Origin of the sequence: Streptomyces sp. NPDC057136 (assembly GCF_042670885.1) — a bacterium.
Classification (GTDB): Bacteria; Actinomycetota; Actinomycetes; order Streptomycetales; family Streptomycetaceae; genus Streptomyces.
This window is the reverse complement of the sequence record NZ_JBHUUV010000001.1, coordinates 139,053-156,834: the sequence shown is the minus strand read 5'-3', so window position 1 is coordinate 156,834 and position 17,782 is coordinate 139,053. Positions and strand designations below refer to the sequence as shown.

Annotated in this window: 18 protein-coding genes and 1 pseudogene; 12 read left to right on the top strand and 7 right to left on the bottom strand. The window is 69.2% G+C overall.

Annotation, left to right across the window (positions count from 1 at the left end; translation table 11 throughout):
* Positions 1–316: 316 nt before the first annotated feature.
* From ACFT7S_RS00775 to ACFT7S_RS00765, 3 genes are all read right to left on the bottom strand, one after another.
* Complete coding sequence (locus ACFT7S_RS00775; protein WP_382725127.1) at positions 317–1,774, bottom strand: catalase; 1,458 nt, start codon at positions 1,772–1,774, stop codon at positions 317–319.
* Positions 1,775–1,967: 193 nt separating this feature from the next.
* A complete protein-coding gene (locus tag ACFT7S_RS00770) occupies positions 1,968–2,861 on the bottom strand; it encodes a 2-hydroxy-3-oxopropionate reductase (RefSeq protein ID WP_382725125.1) in 894 nt (297 codons plus the stop codon).
* A gap of 49 nt (positions 2,862–2,910) precedes the next feature.
* Entirely contained in the window at positions 2,911–3,750 is an 840-nt protein-coding gene (locus tag ACFT7S_RS00765; protein WP_382725123.1) for a TIM barrel protein, read from the bottom strand.
* 408 nt (positions 3,751–4,158) lie between these two features.
* On the opposite strand from ACFT7S_RS00765, the gene ACFT7S_RS00760 reads away from it, so the two are divergent.
* The 9 genes and pseudogenes from ACFT7S_RS00760 to ACFT7S_RS00720 all read left to right on the top strand — a co-directional run bounded on the left by ACFT7S_RS00760 (position 4,159) and on the right by ACFT7S_RS00720 (position 12,555).
* Positions 4,159–5,361 (top strand): lactonase family protein, encoded by a 1,203-nt coding sequence (locus ACFT7S_RS00760; RefSeq protein WP_382725121.1) that lies wholly within the window; start codon positions 4,159–4,161, stop codon positions 5,359–5,361.
* 152 nt (positions 5,362–5,513) lie between these two features.
* Positions 5,514–5,765 carry a hypothetical protein gene (locus tag ACFT7S_RS00755; RefSeq protein WP_382725119.1) on the top strand — a complete coding sequence of 84 codons (252 nt, stop codon included), beginning with the start codon at positions 5,514–5,516 and terminating at the stop codon, positions 5,763–5,765.
* A complete protein-coding gene (locus ACFT7S_RS00750; RefSeq protein ID WP_382725117.1) occupies positions 5,762–6,139 on the top strand; it encodes a helix-turn-helix domain-containing protein in 378 nt (125 codons plus the stop codon). Before ACFT7S_RS00755 ends, ACFT7S_RS00750 begins: the two co-directional genes overlap by 4 nt.
* Positions 6,140–6,294: 155 nt before the next feature.
* A complete protein-coding gene (gene uraD, locus ACFT7S_RS00745; RefSeq protein ID WP_382725115.1) occupies positions 6,295–6,807 on the top strand; it encodes a 2-oxo-4-hydroxy-4-carboxy-5-ureidoimidazoline decarboxylase in 513 nt (170 codons plus the stop codon).
* On the top strand, positions 6,807–7,214 hold the full coding sequence (gene uraH, locus ACFT7S_RS00740) for a hydroxyisourate hydrolase (protein ID WP_382725113.1): 408 nt from the start codon (positions 6,807–6,809) through the stop codon (positions 7,212–7,214). The genes uraD and uraH overlap by 1 nt, the downstream gene beginning before the upstream one ends.
* A 7-nt stretch (positions 7,215–7,221) precedes the next feature.
* A complete protein-coding gene (gene pucL, locus ACFT7S_RS00735) occupies positions 7,222–8,145 on the top strand; it encodes a factor-independent urate hydroxylase (protein ID WP_382725111.1) in 924 nt (307 codons plus the stop codon).
* 659 nt (positions 8,146–8,804) lie between these two features.
* Positions 8,805–9,382, top strand: a pseudogene (locus ACFT7S_RS00730) (solute carrier family 23 protein); the annotation flags it as partial.
* Positions 9,383–9,427: 45 nt separating this feature from the next.
* Positions 9,428–10,816: an 8-oxoguanine deaminase gene (locus ACFT7S_RS00725; protein ID WP_382725109.1), complete on the top strand. Its 1,389-nt coding sequence runs from the start codon at positions 9,428–9,430 to the stop codon at positions 10,814–10,816.
* Positions 10,817–11,127: 311 nt separating this feature from the next.
* Positions 11,128–12,555 (top strand): nucleobase:cation symporter-2 family protein, encoded by a 1,428-nt coding sequence (locus ACFT7S_RS00720; RefSeq protein ID WP_382725107.1) that lies wholly within the window; start codon positions 11,128–11,130, stop codon positions 12,553–12,555.
* Between the two features lie 82 nt (positions 12,556–12,637).
* On the opposite strand, the gene ACFT7S_RS00715 is transcribed toward ACFT7S_RS00720, so the two are convergent.
* A complete protein-coding gene (locus tag ACFT7S_RS00715) occupies positions 12,638–13,507 on the bottom strand; it encodes a chitosanase (RefSeq protein WP_382725105.1) in 870 nt (289 codons plus the stop codon).
* Between the two features lie 31 nt (positions 13,508–13,538).
* Positions 13,539–14,183, bottom strand: coding sequence for a chitosanase (locus tag ACFT7S_RS00710; RefSeq protein WP_382725103.1), 645 nt, complete (start codon positions 14,181–14,183; stop codon positions 13,539–13,541).
* A 206-nt stretch (positions 14,184–14,389) separates the two neighbouring features.
* On the opposite strand from ACFT7S_RS00710, the gene ACFT7S_RS00705 reads away from it, so the two are divergent.
* On the top strand, positions 14,390–15,073 hold the full coding sequence (locus ACFT7S_RS00705; RefSeq protein ID WP_382725101.1) for an alpha/beta fold hydrolase: 684 nt from the start codon (positions 14,390–14,392) through the stop codon (positions 15,071–15,073).
* 62 nt (positions 15,074–15,135) lie between these two features.
* Here ACFT7S_RS00705 and ACFT7S_RS00700 read toward each other — a convergent pair whose 3' ends face one another.
* The gene (locus tag ACFT7S_RS00700; protein ID WP_382725099.1) at positions 15,136–15,741 is read right to left on the bottom strand and encodes a TIGR03086 family metal-binding protein; all 606 of its coding nucleotides are present in this window, start codon (positions 15,739–15,741) and stop codon (positions 15,136–15,138) included.
* A gap of 159 nt (positions 15,742–15,900) precedes the next feature.
* Between ACFT7S_RS00700 and ACFT7S_RS00695 the strand changes: the two genes are divergently transcribed.
* Positions 15,901–16,863: a fibronectin type III domain-containing protein gene (locus ACFT7S_RS00695; protein ID WP_382725097.1), complete on the top strand. Its 963-nt coding sequence runs from the start codon at positions 15,901–15,903 to the stop codon at positions 16,861–16,863.
* Between the two features lie 16 nt (positions 16,864–16,879).
* Here the strand turns inward: ACFT7S_RS00695 and ACFT7S_RS00690 are convergent, their stop codons facing one another.
* Positions 16,880–17,005: a hypothetical protein gene (locus ACFT7S_RS00690; RefSeq protein WP_382725095.1), complete on the bottom strand. Its 126-nt coding sequence runs from the start codon at positions 17,003–17,005 to the stop codon at positions 16,880–16,882.
* A 214-nt stretch (positions 17,006–17,219) separates the two neighbouring features.
* Here ACFT7S_RS00690 and ACFT7S_RS00685 point away from each other — a divergent pair, with 214 nt between their 5' ends.
* Complete coding sequence (locus ACFT7S_RS00685; RefSeq protein WP_382725093.1) at positions 17,220–17,342, top strand: hypothetical protein; 123 nt, start codon at positions 17,220–17,222, stop codon at positions 17,340–17,342.
* Positions 17,343–17,782 lie beyond the last annotated feature (440 nt).

Here is a 17,782-nt window from a genome sequence, read left to right as displayed (position 1 = left end):
CCCGAACCTTTACCACCGCACTGGCATCGCGCAGCCGCCGCGGCCTCGTCCTGCCCTTGCCGCGTACAACCCCTCATCCGGGTACACGGGCACGGGCAGGGCTCATGGGGTGGAGGCACAGACCGACCGGTCATTGGGGGGCGGCGTCGCGGGGTCTGGCACGTGCATCTGCCGCGTTGTCGTCAATCATCAACTTCCCCAAGCTCTCGGCTTCGCTCGAGCAGGGGAGACCCCATCGCGTTGACTCGATCCTCCGCCTTGCAGCTGCACGCACCAGCCCCCGCTCCTTCTCCCACCCCCCAACGACCGGTCGGTCTCAGTCCTCGCGCAGGGCGCGGACGGCCTTCTCCACGCGCTTGCCGTACTCGGCGTCGGCGGCGTGGAAGTGGGCGAGGTTCTTCTCGATCACGTCGTCGCGCGTGACCTGGGACAGGCCTCCCGCGATATTGGCGATCAGACGGCCCTTCTCGTCCTCGGACATGAGCCGGTACAGCTCACCCGCCTGGAAGAAGTCGTCGTCCTTGGTGTGGGCGGGCGCCTCGTGCGTGCCGGTCCAGCCATGGATGGCGAGCGGGGCCGCGAGCGCCGCGTCGGTCTGCGCCGGACCCGCGTACGAGTTGGGCTCGTAGTTCTTGTCGTGGCGCGAGCCGTTACGGGTGGCCATCAGACCGTCCCGCCCGTAGTTGTCAGCGGGCGCCGCCTTGGGGGCGTTCACCGGCAGCTGGGTGTGGTTGACGCCCAGGCGGTACCGGTGCGCGTCCGCGTAGGCGAACAGCCGGCCCTGGAGCATCTTGTCCGGCGAAGGACCGATGCCGGGCACGAAGTTGTTCGGGGAGAACGCCGCCTGCTCGACCTCGGCGAACACGTTGTCCGGGTTGCGGTCCAGGACCAGCCGGCCCACCCGCTGGAGCGGATAGTCGCTGTGCGGCCACACCTTGGTGAGGTCGAACGGGTTGAAGCGGTAGTCCGCGGCCTCCGCGGCCGGCATGACCTGCACGTGCAGGGTCCAGGACGGGTTCACCCCGCGCTCGATGGCCTGGAGCAGGTCCGTCTGGTGCGAGTTGGCGTCCTTGCCCACGAGCTCCGCGGCCTGCTCGCCGGAGAGCGAACGGACGCCCTGGTTCGTCTTGAAGTGGTACTTGACGAAGAAGGCCTCGCCCTGCGCGTTCGTCCACTGGTACGTGTGCGAGCCGTAGCCGTTCATGTGGCGGTACGAGGCGGGGATGCCGCGGTCGCCCATCAGCCAGGTCACCTGGTGCGTCGCCTCGGGGGCGTGCGCCCAGAAGTCCCAGACGTTGTCCGGCTCCTGCTTGCCCGTGAACGGGTCGCGCTTCTGCGAGTGGATGAAGTCGGGGAACTTGATCGGGTCCTTGATGAAGAACACCGGGGTGTTGTTGCCGACCAGGTCGTAATTGCCCTCGTCCGTATAGAACTTGAGGGCGAAGCCGCGCGGGTCGCGTACGGCGTCGGCACCACCGAGTGAGTCGGCGACCGTCGAGAAACGAATGAACGTCTCGGTACGGCGACCCACTTCGGAGAGGAAGTCGGCGCTGGTGAAGCCGGTGACGTCGTCCGTCACCTCGAAGTAGCCGTAGGCACCGGAACCGCGGGCGTGGACCACGCGCTCCGGGATGCGCTCACGGTTGAAGCGGGCGAGCTTCTCCAGCAGGTGCTGGTCCTGAAGGAGGATCGGCCCACCGACGCCGGCGGTGGCGGAGTTCTGGTTGTCGGCGACCGGAGCGCCTGACTCGGTCGTAAGGACACGCTTAGCCATGTGGCGGGATGACCTTCCATGCTGGAGCTGCTGACGGCTTGAGGAGCGTAGATTCGCCAGGAACGGCGCGTCAACAGTTTGTTGAATTTGAAGTGTGTGGTTCCGGATCGCGGTGACGCCTGGGCGCGACAGGACAGGTGTCAGCGCCACCGCGACCCGGAGTTCAGGGGGCCCTGTTTCCAGGGCCGGGGTGTCAGACCTGGGAGCCGGAGAGGCGCTCGACGGCGCGCAGCAGGGCCGAGTGGTCCAGGCCGCCGTCGCCCTGCGCACGCAGGGACGCGACCAGCTGGGCCACGACGGCGCCGACGGGCAGCGCGGCACCGACATTGCGGGCGGCGTCCGTGACGATGCCCATGTCCTTGTGGTGCAGATCGATCCGGAAGCCCGGCGCGAAGTCCCGCTTGAGGAAGTTGTCCTTCTTGCGGGTCAGTACCGTGGAGCCGGCCAGTCCGCCGTTGAGGACGTCGAGCGCGGCGGCGAGGTCGACGCCGGACTTCTCCAGGAAGACCACGGCCTCGGCGCATGCCTGGATGTTGACGGCGACGATCAGCTGGTTGGCCGCCTTCACCGTCTGGCCCGAGCCGTGCGGCCCGCAGAGCACGATGGTCTTGCCCAGCGCCTGGAGGATCGGCTGCGCGGCGTCGAAGTCGGCCTGCTCGCCGCCGACCATGATCGACAGTACCGCCTCGATGGCACCGGCCTCGCCGCCGGACACCGGGGCGTCCAGGACGCGGATGCCCTTGTCCTTGGCGGTCTTCGCGAGGTCCACGGAGGTCTGCGGGGTGATCGAGGACATGTCGATCAGCAGGGCGCCGGCCCTGGCGTTCTCCAGGATGCCCTCGGGTCCGTAGGCGATGGCCTCGACGTGCGGGGACGCGGGCACCATCGTGATGACGACATCGGCGTCCTTGACCGCATCGGCGATCGAGGACGCACCCTTGCCGCCCGCCGCGACCAGCCGGTCGACCTTGTCCTGTTCCAGGGTGTAACCGGTGACGTCGTAACCGGCCTTCACCAGGTTCTCGGACATGGGGGAGCCCATGATGCCGAGCCCGATCCACGCGACCTTGGGGAGGTTGTTGCTCATGAGGGTGCCTTCCTGAAAAGCGGGTGTACGAGGGGGAGTCGGTCGCCCCTCAGCGGGCCGCCCGGGCCTCTGCCGGGAGCCATGCGAACGACTCGGCGCTCGGCCGGTCGCCCGGCTTGTACTCCAGGCCGACCCAGCCGTCGTAACCGGCCCCGGTCAGCTCGTCGAGGAGCTGCTCCAGAGGGAGCGAGCCGGTGCCGGGCGCGCCGCGCCCCGGGTTGTCGGCGATCTGGACGTGGCCGGTCTTCGTGGCGTACGTCTTGATCACCTGGCTGAGGTCCTCGCCGTTCATGGACAGGTGGTACAGGTCGAGGAGGAACTTGGCGTTCCCGAGACCCGTTGCCGCGTTGACCTTGTCGACGACCTCGATACCGGCCGGTGCGCTCACCAGCGGGTAGCGCGGCGACTCCGGCTTGTTCAGGGTCTCGATCAGGAGGACCGCCCCGATCCGGTCGGCCGCGCGGGCGGCCAGGACCAGGTTCTCCAGGGCGAGTTCGTCCTGTGCGGCCGGGTCCACGCCGTCGGCGCGGTTGCCGTACAGCGCGTTGAGCGCCTTGCAGCCGACCGCGGCGGCGAAGTCGGCCACCACCTCGATATTGGCGCGGAAGCGTTCCGACTCCGTACCGGGCACGGAAAGTGCGCCGCGGTCCGGGCCGGGCAGCTGCCCCGCGTAGAAGTTCAACCCCACCAACTGGGTGCCGGCCTCGTCGAGCGCCCTCTTCAGGGCGTCGAGCTCGGCCTGCTCGGGGGTGGGGGTTTCGATCCAGGGCCACCACAGCTCGACCGCCGTGAAGCCCGCCGCGGCAGCAGCCGCGGGACGCTCCAGGAGCGGGAGTTCCGTGAAGAGGATCGAAAGGTTCACATTGAAGCGCTGGTCCGGGTAGCCCATGATGGGTTCGGCGCTCCTTCCGTATTGCGGAAGTTAGTTTCTGCTTAACGGAAGATTGCACAACGGGTGGCGAGGCTGTCAAGGGGGTGCCCGAAATCCGGGCCGGTCCGGAGTGCCGTCATGGTCGAGTGACGTGGCAACCGGGGTCCTTGCCCGTGAGGGCCTGTCCGGCGGATCATGGCCGGGGTCACGGCGTCTGGCACTTCCCCGAGCTCTCGGCTTCTTCCCCGAGCTCTCAACTTCGTTCGAGCAGGGGAGACCCCACCTGAGGACGCTCCGGCGCCTTGCGATGCACCGCACCAGACGCCGCGCCCTATCCGACCCTGATCCGCCGGACAGGCCCTGGGCCCGCGGCGTGCGAGGGTGGCTGTCACCAGCCGACGCAGCCGACCCCACGAGGTGCCTCGTATGACCCACGCCGTCGGCCGCCGCGGCCTCATCGGGGCAGCGCTGGCGGGCGCCGCACTGTCCGCGGCCGCCACCCTGCCCGGCTGCTCCCGCACCCCCGACCGACAGGCCTCCGACCGACCGGTGCCCACCCGCACGGGCACCCGGCGCGCCGCGACCCGGCCGCTCCTGATCGGCACGTACACGTCGGGCGACGGGGAAGGCGAAGGCGGTGGCACCGGAATCGGCACCGGCACCTACGACCCCACGACCGGGCGGATCTCCCTCGCGGCCACGATCGGCGGCGTCGACAACCCCTCGTATCTGGCCCCGCACCCTTCCGGCTCCACGGTCTACGCCGTCGGCGAGCAGGAGAAGGGCGTCGTCACCGCCGTCGCCCTTGACCCGGACGGCGCCCACCGGGTGCTGGGAACCCGGTCGACCGGCGGCGCCGGCCCCACCCACCTGTCCGTGCACCCGAGCGGAAAGTGGCTGCTCAGCGCGAACTACACCTCCGGGAGCGTCGCCGTGCACCCCCTCGGGGACGACGGCTCACCGGGGAAGCGCTCGGACCTGGTCGCCCACCGTTCACCGCCGCCCGGCCCCGGCCAGGACGGGCCGCACGCCCACCAGATCATCACCGCCCCCGACGGCCGCCATGTGCTCGCCACCGACCTCGGCAACGACACCGTGTACACGTACCGCCTGGATACGGCCCACGGGACGCTGACCGAGGTCTCCCGCGCGACCGTGCGGCCCGGGGCGGGCCCGCGCCACCTGACCTTCCACCCCGGCGGCCGCTACGCGTACCTGGCGTGCGAGCTGGACAACACCACCGTCGTGTGCGGATACGACCCCGCCACGGGCGCCCTCTCGCCGGGTTCGGGGCAGTCCACCGGTACCGGCCCCGGCACCAGCTATCCGGCGCAGCTGCTGGTCACCGGCGACGGCGCCTTCGCCTATCTCGCCAACCGGGGCCACAACAGCCTCACCCGTTACGCGGTCGAGGAGAACGGGGCGGCCCTGCGGCTCCTCGGCACGGTCCCGGTGGGCGGTGACTTTCCCCGGCAGATCGCCATTTCGCCCGACGGCGCACTGCTCCTCGCCGCCAACCAGCGCTCCGGCACCGTCACGGTCTTCCACGTGGACCGGAGGGGCGGCGGCCTGCGCGGCGCGGGCCCGCCGGCCGCCGCACCTGGCGCGGCGTGCGTGTTGCCGCTCTAGTCGCACGGCCACCGCGCGCCGGCTACCGCTTCGTCCTCAATCTCCCCCATTGCCTAAAGTGCAGGGGGGACCCCCTCGACGGGCTTGAAATGGCTAAGGTCGTGGCCGAGCCGCGGAGCAGACCGCCGCGACGAGAACATGAGGGAGGCACAGTGCGCTTGAGGGTGGAATTCACCACCGAGCCCTTCGACCTGGACGAGGCGCCCGCCCACGCGGTGGTGGCCCGTGAGGTCATCCAGACGGCCGAGTTGGACGCCGTGGATGTCGGCCCCTTCGGCAACACCGCGGAAGGGGGAGCGGACCAGGTGCTCACCGCGGTGGACTTGTTGCTGCGCAAGGCCCTGGCATCCGGCGCCACCCGCGTGTCCCTCCAGGTCAATGTGATCGGGGAGGCCGCACAGTGACCGAACCGGCGGATCACCCCCTGGTCAGCGCCGTGAAGCCGCTCGTCGACGCGATGGGCGCGGAGCTACTGGCCCCCGAGCGGGCGGCGGACGACGATGTCGTGCTCGCCTGGGAGGGGGAGGACGTCATAGCCGTACGGCTTCCGCAGCTCTCCGACTCGCTCGATCACATCCTGGCCGCGATGGAGCGGCGGCACGGCATGCCGCTCTCCGACCTGGACCGCAAGACGAAACAGTCCGTCGTGCGGACTCTGGAGGCACGCGGTGCCTTCTCCGTGCGGCATGGTGTGGAGACGGTGGCGGGCGCTCTGGGAGTCAGCCGCTTCACCGTCTACAACTACCTGAACCGGGAAAATGGCGCCAAGGGTGAGTAGTTGAGCCAAGCGTGGGGAAAGCCGCCGTCCGGATGCTGGGACGGCGGCTTTCTCTGTTCGCGAGATTTCAACAAAGTGTTGACGTCCTGTTGTGGAGGGCGTTAGCTATCCGCAGCCCGAACAACGCACAGCGAAAAACAGCCACGGAGGCTCCCGTGACTTCGAGCTCGACACCGGGCCTCGCCCGGTTCAACACCCTGGCGGGCAGCGAGGCCACCGCCGCGCTGCACGAGGTGTGTGCCGGCGCGGCCTGGGGAAGCATCATTCTCTCCCGGCGCCCGTACACCACGGTGGAAGCCCTTCTCTCCGCGAGCGACGCCGCCATGGCCGAGCTCTCCGCGGAGGATCTGGCCGAAGCCATGGCCGGTCACCCACCGATCGGCCGCCCGAAGCCCGGGGATCCGACCTCCTCCCGCGAACAGCGGGGCATGGCCGGCGCCTCCGAGGAACTCAGGGCGGAGATGCTCGAACTGAACCTGGCCTACCAGGAGCGCTTCGGACATGTCTTCCTGATCTGCGCCACCGGCGCCACCGGTGAGCAGATGCGCGACGCGGTGAAGACCCGGATCGAGAACTCGCCCGAGCAGGAGCGCGAGATCGTGCGCACCGAACTGGGCAAGATCAACCGCATCCGGCTGACCCGTCTCGTGGAAGAGGACAAGGACTGATGAGCACCGCCACCACCGCTTCGGTGTCCACGCACATCCTGGACACCAGCATCGGACGGCCCGCCGAGGGCGTCGCCATCTCGCTCGAGGCCCGCAGCGGCCCCGACGCCGAGTGGACGGCGCTGGGCGGGTCCGCCACCGACGCGGACGGGCGCTGCAAGGACCTGCCGGCGCTGCCGGAGGGCACGACCCACGTACGGCTCGACTTCCAGGTCGAGGCGTACTTCGCCAAGCACGACAGTGCGAACAATCAGCAAGCCGAGGCGCAGCAGGACGCCCCCCGCGTAAGGGACAGCGGTGCGTTCTTCCCGGAAGTGGCGATCACCTTCGCCGTCCGCCCGGGCGAGCACTATCACGTACCGCTGCTGCTCAACCCGTTCGGCTACTCCGTTTACCGAGGGAGCTAGCAGACAAATGCCCACGATTCTCGGCCAGAACCAGTACGGCAAAGCAGAGAACCGCGTCGTCAAGATCACGCGGGACGGCGACACCCACCACATCAAGGACCTGAACGTCTCCGTCGCCCTCTCCGGCGACATGGACGACGTCCACTACTCCGGCTCCAACGCCAACGTCCTGCCGACGGACACCACCAAGAACACGGTGTACGCGTTCGCCAAGGAGTACGGCATCGAGTCCGCCGAGCAGTTCGGCATCCACCTCGCCCGGCACTTCGTGACCTCGCAGGAGCCGATCAAGGTCGCGCGCATCCGGATCGAGGAGTACGCCTGGGAGCGCATCGCGACCTCGGACGGCAACTCGAAGTTCATCGGCGCCGACGAGGTCAACCACTCCTTCGCCCGCAAGGGACAGGAGCTGCGCACCACGCAGATCACCTTCGACGGTGAGAACTGGGAGATCATCTCCGGTCTCAAGGACCTCACCGTCATGAACTCCACCAACTCGGAGTTCTGGGGCTACGTCAAGGACAAGTACACGACGCTGAAAGAGGCGTACGACCGCGTCCTGTGCACCGACGTGTCGGCCGCCTGGCGTTACAACTGGACCAGCGACGACGAGCGGATGCCCAACTGGGAGAAGTCGTACGAGCAGGCCAAGAAGCACATGCTGCAGGCCTTCGCCGAGACGTACTCCCTCTCGCTCCAGCAGACCCTGTACCAGATGGGTTCGCGCGTCATCAACAGCCGGAGCGAGATCGACGAGATCCGCTTCTCGCTGCCGAACAACCATCACTTCCTGGTGGATCTCGAGCCGTTCGGTCTCAAGAACGACAACGAGGTCTACTTCGCGGCCGACCGCCCGTACGGCCTCATCGAGGCGACCGTGCTCCGGGACGGCATCGAGCCGAAGATCCCGGTCGACATGACCAACCTCTGACGCGGCACTGAACCGGCCCCCGCCTGTCCACCGCGGGCGCGGGCCGGTCATCCCGGAGGGACCATCCCATGGCACAGCCCGCAAAGGGGCCGGCAGAAGGCCCGTGTTCCGCACCGCCGGAGAGCTCCGTGCATCCGGTCGACGAAAAGCCTCCCGTCCGCACGGCTCGTCCCCGCCGCGCTCCAGCCCATCGCCGCCGTGTGCGCGGGCGTCGTCACCGTTGCTTTGATCGTCAAGTGATCTCTGCCATGCCGGCGTTTCTGCCGGGATGGTCCGTAACGGTGTCACCGGAGTGGGGGTTGCCCTCTGGTGTCCTGCTGACGGTCTCCCGTTTCTTGCCCGGCCCGGGGGCCGGGGATTGCGCCACTCGCTCGCCCCGTCCCGGCCTTGCGGGGGCAGGTGGTGCGGGTCTTCCGGTCGGCTCCACGGGGCTTCGACTCCGCCTTGGCGGGGTCCAGGTCTCCGGCCACTCCGGTACCTGTGATGCGGGCCGCGAGAGCGACCAGGTTGTGTCCTGCGGTCGGGTCCAGGACGCAGTTGTTGCACTCCAAGAATTGGGAACGGTTGTTCACCATCCGCTGATCATCGGCCAGGCCGCCGGACTCGCCACCATCCTGCAGACCCTGGGCATCGGTGGCTTCGCCGGAAACCGGCTGCCGGTCCTGATGACGGAGTCCTCCGTCGGCATGCTGGCGCCCGGAGAGATCTGCGAGCGGCGCACCGACGGCCGCACCATCACCCGCGGTCTGCGCACGGACGGCATCGCCACCCTGCTCGGCCCGGTGTTCGGTGGCTTCCCGACGAGCGCGTTCGCCCAGAACGTGGGCGTCGTCTCGCTCACGAAGGTACGCAGCCGCTACGTCGTCGCGGCAGCGGGCGGCGCCCTGCTGATCCTCGGCGTGTTCCCGGTCCTCGGTGCTGTCGTCTCACTCGTCCCGATGCCCGTGCTCGGCGGCGCCGGCATCGTCCTGTTCGGCTCCATCGCGGTGAGCGGCATCCGTACGCTCTCCGAGGCCGGCCTCGACGACAGCTCCGGCATCATCCTCGTCGCGGTGGCGCTCGGTGCGGGCATCATCCCCTCGCCGCGCCCGCCTTCTACGCCGGATTTCTTTCCTGGGCACAGACGGTGCTCGGCTCCGGAATCAGTGCGGGAGCGCTTGTCGCGGTCCTGCTCAACCTGTTCTTCCACCATTTCGGCACCCACAGCCGCACCGCTGTGGCACTCAAATCCTCCTAGGGTCCTGCCGTGCCCACATCGCCGATGAGAGAAGAAGGAAGCACCATGGCAGCTTCGGCAGACCCTCAGCGCATCGTCATCGAGAACTGTTCGATCGCGACCGTCGACGCCCACGACACCGAGTACGCCTCGGGACACGTCGTGGTGGCGGGCAACCGCATCGAGTCCGTCGGCGCGGGCAAGGCACCGGAGGGCCTCGCCAACGTCGTACGCCGCATCGACGGCACCGGACATCTCGTCACCCCCGGCCTGATCAACACCCATCACCACTTCTACCAGTGGATCACCCGCGGGATCGCGACCGACCACAACCTCTTCGACTGGCTGGTCGCGCTCTACCCGACCTGGGCGCGCATCGACGAGCCGATGGTCCGCGCCGCGGCGCAGGGCTCGCTCGCCATGATGGCGCGAGGCGGCGTCACCACGGCGATGGACCACCACTACGTCTACCCGAAGGGCTCCGGCGACCTCTCCGGCGCCATCATCGGGGCGGCACGTGACATGGGCGTACGGTTCACCCTCGCCCGCGGGTCCATGGACTTCAGTGAGAAGGACGGCGGACTGCCGCCGGACTTCGCGGTGGAGACCCTCGAAGGCGCCCTCGCCGGCACCGAGGCGGCCATCGATGCGCACCACGACGCTTCCTTCGACTCGATGACCCAGGTCGCTGCCGCACCCTGCTCCCCGTTCTCCATCTCGACCGAACTGCTCAAGCAGGGGGCCGAGTTGGCGCGCCGCAAGGGCGTACGGCTGCACACCCACGGCTCGGAGACCGTCGAGGAGGAGCAGTTCTGCAAGGAGCGGTTCGGGATGGGCCCGACCGACTACTTCGAGTCGACCGGCTGGCTCGGCGACGACGTGTGGATGGCGCACTGCGTCCACATGAACGACTCCGACATCGCCGCCTTCGCCCGTACGGGAACGGGCGTCGCGCACTGCCCGTCCTCCAACGCCCGCCTGGCCGCGGGCATCGCCCGGGTACCCGACATGCTCGCCGCGGGCATCCCGGTCGGCCTCGGCGTCGACGGCACCGCCTCCAACGAGTCCGGTGAACTCCACACCGAACTGCGCAACGCCCTCCTCATCAACCGCCTCGGCGCCCACCGCGAGAAGGCCCTGAACGCCCGCCAGGCCCTGCGGCTCGGTACGTACGGCGGCGCCCAGGTCCTCGGCCGCGCCGCCCAGATCGGCTCCCTGGAGGCCGGCAAGCTCGCCGACCTCGTGCTGTGGAAGCTGGACACCCTCGCCCACTCCTCGATCGCCGACCCGGTGACCGCGCTCGTCTTCGGCGCCGCGGCCCCCGTGACCCTCTCCCTCGTCAACGGAAAGCCGGTCGTGGAGGGCAACCACCTGACCACGGTGGACGAGGACGCGATCGCACGTGACACCCGCGACGAGGCCCGCCGCCTCGCGCAGATCGCCGCCGGAGCCTGACTCCCGGCGACGACACCCCCATGAACCGGCCGGCCGAGGGGGACGGCCCTCGTCCGGCCGCCGTGGACCCGAGCGGGGTCCACGGCAGCCGGTCCGGAGGGCGCACACCACAGGTGCGCGCCCTCCGGACCGGTGATGAACGCTACCCCGGGCATCTCCACCTGCATCACGAAGCACGCGCAACGAAGCACGCGCAACGAAGCACGCGCAACGAAGCACGCGCGACGAAGCACCTGCACCAACGCTCCACTCCGCACCACCTCCCTGACACCCACGTCACCGACGATGTGTACCCGACCGGAGGAACCGCCGTGGCCGCTAAGCCCAGGTTTCGCAATGAAGCACATGACGCAGTCGCAGTCGCAGGAACCGACCGGAAACATCCGGTCGACGAAACCCTCCCGCCCCTGAAGATGTTCACCAGCGGTCTCCAGCACGTGGCCGCCATGTACGCCGGGGTGGTCGCCCCGCCCATGATCGTGGGGCCCGCCGTGGGCCTCACCGCCAAGGAGACCGCCTTCCTGATGGGGGCGAGCCTCTTCACCGCTGGCATAGCCACCCTGCTCCAGACGCTCGGCTTCTGGCGCATCGGCGCCCGGCTGCCGTTCGTCAACGGGGTGTCGTTCGCCGGTGTGACCCCGATGGTGGCGATCGGCAAGGACCGGGGCCACGAAGGGATCGCCGTCATCTTCGGCGCGATCATCGTCGCGAGCCTCCTCGGATTCGTACTCGCCCCGTACTTCTGCAAGTTGGTCCGCTTCTTCCCGCCCGTGGTCACCGGCACCGTGATCACCCTGATCGGTGTCTCACTGCTGCCGGTCGCCTTCAACTGGTCCCAGGGCGGCAACTCCACGGCGGACGACTACGGTTCGATGACCAACATCACCATGGCCGCCGTCACCCTCGCGATCGTGCTGGCCCTGCGCAAACTGCTGCGCGGTTTCCTCCAGCAGATCGCGATCCTGCTCGGTCTGGTCATCGGCACCGTGATCGCCATCCCGGTCGGTATCACCGACTTCAGCCCCATCAAGGACGCCGACGTGGTCGGCTTCCCCACCCCGTTCCACTTCGGTGCCCCGCAGTTCGAGATCGCCGCGATCATCTCGATGTGCATCGTGATGCTGGTCTGTATGACCGAGTCCACCGCGGACATGCTCGCCCTCGGCCGGATCGTCGACCGTCCGGCGGACGAGCGGACCATCGAGGGCGGCCTGCGTGCCGACACCCTCGGAAGCGCCGTCAGCCCGCTGTTCAACGGCTTCATGTGCAGCGCCTTCGCACAGAACATCGGTCTCGTCGCGATGACCAAGGTCCGCAGCCGCTTCGTCGTCGCCGCGGGCGGCGGCATCCTGATCGTGCTCGGGCTCGTCCCGGTCGCGGCTTCCGTCATCGCGATCGTGCCGCTGCCGGTACTCGGCGGCGCCGGCATCGTGCTGTTCGGCTCGGTCGCCGCGAGCGGTATCCAGACCCTGGCCACCGCCGCTCTGGAGAAGGGCGAGAACGCTCTGATCGTCGCGGCGGCCGTCGGTATCGGCCTGATCCCGATCGCCGCGCCGGAGTTCTACCACGCATTCCCGGAGGGCCTGCTCGTCGTCCTCGACTCGGGTATCTCCACGGGCTGTGTGGTGGCGATCGTTCTGAACCTGGCCTTCAACCACCTGGGCCGAAAGCCGGATTCGGACCAGGATCCGGCCCCGGAGCAGGTGTCCGAGAGCGCGGCCCCGGTGGCCGTGCACTGATCACCAGTCGCTGATCACCGGTCACCGCGCTGTGGCGCGTACAGCAACTGCCGTACGCGCCACAGGTGTTACAGGGCCGACATCAGCCGATGTGGAAGCTGTCGCCGTACACCTTCCAGTCGAGCGGCGGGTCCAGGTTCAGATTGCCCTTTTTCAGGAAGACCCGCTGGGCGGTGTCCACCCGGCTGGTGTCCGAGTGGGCCTCCTCCTGTTGCATCGCCCAGACGCGGGCGTCGAGGAACGCGTTGAGGTACGTGACCTCGTTACCGCCCTGCGACGGCGGCTTCGCCTTCGAGAGGGCCTTCTTGCGGATGGAGCCGAAGCTCGTGCTGTCGCCGCCGTTGCCGTGCATGACGAGAGCGTCGTAGTAGGCGAACTGCCCGAGGGTGCCGATCCCGTCGGCCTTGCCCGCCTTGACGGCCGGGTTGAAGTAGACCCGGTCGCGCTCGTCGTTCTGCGCCTGCTTGAAGGCGGAGTCGGACGCTGCTTTCGCCCAGTCCTTCGTGAAGCCCGGGTCGAGCCCCTCGTGGGAGTCGGTGCCGTCCACCTCGCGCAGGGCGGGCAGATATTTCGCGAGTATGTTGCCGGGCTTGCGCTGCGTGTACAGCTCGACCAGGTCGAGCATGTCGCCGGTGCCGGAGCAGAAGCCGATGATGCCCGCGGTGTAGCCGCGGCCGTCGTCGATGTCCTCGATGTACTTGTACTGCGCCTTCCAGTCCAGCGAGGAGTTCTCCGCGCTGGACACCAGCTGCATCGCGATGTCCTTCTTCGCGGGATCGTCGAGCCCGGTCGCGGCGGCCTCCTGGTATGTGGCCGACGTGGTGGGGACGTTGTCGGCGTAGGCGGTCATGGGAGTCGCCGTGAGTGTAAGTCCGACTGCCAGGACGGCGAAGCCGACGGGGCGGGTGAGTCGGGTGGTGCGACGTGCGGTGCCGTTGTGGGGGTTGTGCACCTTGTCCTCCAGGGGGAGTTCGTCGTGCCCTTCATCTGTTAGGAAGCTTTACTATCAGAGTTGGAAGCATGCGGTACACCCCCGCGCCGAAGATGAACAGATAATCCGTCCGGCTGTGCGAAGGCCCCGCACCACTCCGGAGGCGCGGTGCGGGGCCGGAGCCGGCTACTGCCGGGGGTTGCTCCCCGTGAAGTGGATCAGCATCGAGATGGGCGACGTGAATCCAGACGCCCGTACGGCCGCCCCACAGGTCGCCCATCACCCAGTTGCCCTGCTGTCCGCGATAGTTGAGATTCTGGCCCCGGTCCACCTGCCCGAGTAGCGGGTTCAGCGGCCGTCGACGCGGTAGCTCTCGCCGTACACCCGCCAGCGCAGCTGAGTCCGTGTCGCCGTGACCGTGCATCACATAGGCGTCGTAGTAGATGAACTGGCCCAGGGCGCTGAGCCCGTCGCTCTTGGCCCGCTCGACCGCCGGGTCGAAGTAGGAGTGGTCACGCTCCGCGTCCTGCGCCGACCGGAAGGCCGGGTCCGAGGCGGCCTTCGCCCATGCCTCGGTGAACGGGCGGCCGAGCCCCGTGTGCGCGTCGCTGCCCTTCACTGCACGCAGCGCGGGCAGATACGGCGCCAGCGGATTGCCGGGCCGGGCCGCCGCGTACCGCTCGACCACGGCGAGCATGTCGCCGGTGCCGGAGCAGAAGCCGATGATGCCCGCGGTGTAACGCGGAACCGCCGGGTCCGGAGCGGCCGGTCAGGGCGGCGACTGCCACGACGGCGGTGACGACGGCGGATGCGGCCAGGGAGCGAACGGTGTGCTTCACGCGTCAAGACTGCCAGGCCAGGGGCGGCAGCCCCGAGGCGTCCCGGCGCGGTAGCGTCAAGGGCATGGAAGATCAGTCTGTTGTGGATGTCGGCGATGTGCGGTTGGCGTACCGGACCTGGGGTGACCCGTTCGGCTCGCCGGTCGTCCTGCTGCACGGGCTCGGCGGCTCCGCCGCGAACTGGGAGGCGCTCGGCGGCCTGCTCGGCGCCGAGTGGCGCGTGTACGCCCTGGACCTGCGGGGACACGGGGAGAGCGACTGGCCGGACGAGTACGCGTTCGAGCAGATGTGTGAGGACGTCGTCGGTTTCCTCGACGAGTGCGAGCTCAACCGGGTCGGTCTGGTCGGCCACTCGATGGGCGGTGTCGTGGCCCAGCTCCTGGCCCACGAGCACTCGGACCGGGTGGAGCGGCTGGTGCTGATCGAGACCCCGCCGCCGTTCCCCGGCGAGGAGAGCCCGCTGCCGCTTCCCGAGGGGCCGGTCGACTACGACGAGCACGTGGTGCCCGCGGTGCTGGCCCAGCTCAAGGACCCCGACCCGGAGTGGGCGGAGGGACTCGGTGAGATCGTGGCCCAGACCATGATCATCTCGGGCGGTCCGGCGAGCACGATGCCGCAGGAGCGGTTGTCCGAGATGGCGTCCCTGATCCCGGACTGCCGACTGATCACGATCGCGGGCGGCCACCGGGTGCACGAGACGCGTGCGGACCAGGTGGCCCACGAGATCACCGAGTTTTTCACGAGCTGAGCTTCACGAGCCGAGTACGCTGCCGGGCTTCACGAGCCGAGTACGCTGCCGGGCTTCCGGTGTCAGTCGCCCGGGTGCCAGTCGGGCCTGCGGCCGCTCAGGGCTATCACCCGGTCGAGAAGCGGGGCGTCGTCCGGTACGGGGACCGGCGGCCCGAAGATGTCCGCATTCTCCGGACCGCCCTCCGCGGGGCTCAGCATGGCCTCCGAGGAGCGCAGATCCGCCTCGTCGGCCCGGAATTCCTGCCCGGTCGACCGGGCCAGGTCCCAGCCGTGGATGACCAGCTCGTTGAGCACGACCAGGCCGGCCACCTCGCCCGGCAGATCCACCCCGCCCGCCCGGGTCATGCCTTCGCGGGCGGCGGGCGAGCGCCACGCCGCCACCAGCTCGTCGAGCAGGCGCGGCAACGCCTCGCGCCAGTCCTCGCCGAGCACCGGGAGCGCCGCGTCCGGCGCGGTGTCGGTCGTCGGCCCGAGATCCTTCCGGGCCGCGCCACGGAAGGCCGTGGTCAGTCCGACGAGATGGGCGAGCAGCTCTCGTACCGCGTAGTCCGGGCAGGGTGTCCGGCCGCTGAGCTGCCGGTCCTTGATGGGGCCGAGCAGTGCGCGGATCTGTCCCGCGGCCGACTCCAGATCGAGGCCAGGTTGGGTCGTGCTGTGCGTATCCATACCCTTCAGACCCTCGCGGCGCCCGAAACTCATCGGGCCGCACACCGGCACATTGCGGAACGTTCCGTTCGGCCCCCTTGTCGGCGACCCCCGCACCATGGCATACAGGTCTGGACCATTGCCCTCGAAGGGGAAGGCAGGACCGTGCAACGCCCCCACATGCACGCCGTGTTGACCTGTTCCACCGCCCTGCTCCTTGCCGCGGTCACCGCCTGCGGCGGTACCGCGAGCGCCGATACGCAGAAACCGACGACTCCCCGCGGGGTGACGGCGCAAGCCGGCAGCGCCACCTCGGTGCACGTCATGTGGGAGCGCGCCTCCGACAACAAGGCGATCACCGGGTACGAGATCTACCGCGAGGGCGAGAAGGCCGTCTCCGTACCGGCGGGGAAACGGATGACCGACATCGACGGCCTGACCGCCGCGACGGCGTACACCTTCACCGTCCGAGCCCGCGACAGCGCCGGAAACCTCTCCCGGCCGAGCGCCGCCGCGCGGGTCACCACCCCAGCTCCCGCCCCCTCCGACGTCAAGGCGCCCACCGCCCCGGTGAAGCTGCGCGTCGCCGCCGACGGCAGCCGGACCGTGACCCTGTCCTGGGGCGGCTCCACGGATGACGTGGCCGTCACCTCGTACGACATCTACCAGGAGGACGCCCGTATCCACAGCGTCCCCGGCACGGAGACCACGGCCCGGCTGAGCGGGCTGCGCCCCGGCACCGTCTATACATTCACCGTCCGGGCCCGTGACGCCTCGGAGAAGTCCTCGCCGGACAGCAACGCCGTCGACCTCACCACCGCCTCCGCCCCGGACGCGCCCGCGAGCACCGCCCCCACCGGTCTGCGGACGGCTCTGACCGCCGAGGGCGAGGAGTCCGTCGTCGGCCTGTCCTGGGACCAGCCCGACACCGGCGGTGAGATCCCCGCGTACGAACTCTTCCTCAACGGGAAGATGACCACGACGATCGTCTGGGGCGGCACACCGCCGAAGGGCCGCGCGACCTACCGTCTGACGCTCAGCGATCCGCCCGGCACCCGCTACTCGCTGAAGATCCGCGCCAAACTGCCCGACGGCACGTGGGGCGACTTCTCCGCCCAGCGCACGGTCGTACTGCCCGGCTGACCGGCGCCCCGGGTGCTCAGACGCCGTTCAGCGCACTCTCGGCCGACGTCAGGCAGCGCTCCGCCAGCGCGGCGGGCCCCAGCGGTCCCGCCGCGGGGGCGTCGCTCACGGCCCAGGGCAGGCCGAGACCCCTTACGCACACGCCGCGTTCCCGGCCAGGGACGGCGGGACCCCCGCGCCGCCCGGACTGGGCGACTGGCTACGAGCGCAGCCCTGAGCGCCACCGGATCCGGCTGAAGTCCGGCCTCCAGGGCCCACGTTGCGGCCAGCTCGCCTACTTCGCTCGGACCGCCGATCCACTCTTCGGGGAAGTCGTAATCCCGTGCCATCTCCGGCGACAAGGCACATTCTCTCGGATGATCGAAGAGTCCGGATCCCCGGTGGGGGACACCTCCAGGATCTGCCACTCTCCGTCACGCGCCCACCAGGACGGCGTGCAGTCCCAGGACCGCATCGCCGTCAACTCCGTCAACGGCTGACCGGCCTGCGCTATCACGAAGGACCCAGAAAGCCCCATGGCCGGGAACCATATGCGATCACGAGATCACAGCCGTCAGGCTGCGCCTACTGAGGCTGAACTCGCGGTGTCGTATGGGCTGCTCGACGACGGCGCCCGCCGCCACTCTCCACCGCTCTGTCACGGCGCCTCCCCGGTGCTGCTCGGTGACGAGCCGTGATCGTAGCGGGCGAGCCATCCTCAGCCTGAGATACGAGCTGAGGCAGCCGGACTGGTCCGACGCGTTCCACGCACGCGGGCGCGGCCGGCCCCCTGGCAAGCTCCCGCTCCGGCTGCGCGAACTGCTCCTCGCTCAGTCGCGGCAGCGACGCGGGGCCACTCGACCGCAGAGCCCGCGGACCGCCCTCGGCCCACGTCCGACGCCATCGCTGCACCGAGCGGACACCGAGCGGACACTCACCC

Coding starts and splice junctions, on each gene's coding strand:
- ACFT7S_RS00685 (WP_382725093.1), top strand. CDS start 17,220: ATGATCGAAGAGTCCGGATCCCCGGTGGGGGACACCTCCAGGATCTGC.
- ACFT7S_RS00765 (WP_382725123.1), bottom strand. CDS start 3,750: ATGGGCTACCCGGACCAGCGCTTCAATGTGAACCTTTCGATCCTCTTC.
- ACFT7S_RS00775 (WP_382725127.1), bottom strand. CDS start 1,774: ATGGCTAAGCGTGTCCTTACGACCGAGTCAGGCGCTCCGGTCGCCGAC.
- ACFT7S_RS00700 (WP_382725099.1), bottom strand. CDS start 15,741: ATGGATACGCACAGCACGACCCAACCTGGCCTCGATCTGGAGTCGGCC.
- ACFT7S_RS00770 (WP_382725125.1), bottom strand. CDS start 2,861: ATGAGCAACAACCTCCCCAAGGTCGCGTGGATCGGGCTCGGCATCATG.
- ACFT7S_RS00695 (WP_382725097.1), top strand. CDS start 15,901: ATGCACGCCGTGTTGACCTGTTCCACCGCCCTGCTCCTTGCCGCGGTC.
- ACFT7S_RS00760 (WP_382725121.1), top strand. CDS start 4,159: ATGACCCACGCCGTCGGCCGCCGCGGCCTCATCGGGGCAGCGCTGGCG.
- ACFT7S_RS00705 (WP_382725101.1), top strand. CDS start 14,390: ATGGAAGATCAGTCTGTTGTGGATGTCGGCGATGTGCGGTTGGCGTAC.
- pucL (WP_382725111.1), top strand. CDS start 7,222: ATGCCCACGATTCTCGGCCAGAACCAGTACGGCAAAGCAGAGAACCGC.
- uraH (WP_382725113.1), top strand. CDS start 6,807: ATGAGCACCGCCACCACCGCTTCGGTGTCCACGCACATCCTGGACACC.
- ACFT7S_RS00710 (WP_382725103.1), bottom strand. CDS start 14,183: ATGCTCGCCGTGGTCGAGCGGTACGCGGCGGCCCGGCCCGGCAATCCG.
- ACFT7S_RS00725 (WP_382725109.1), top strand. CDS start 9,428: ATGGCAGCTTCGGCAGACCCTCAGCGCATCGTCATCGAGAACTGTTCG.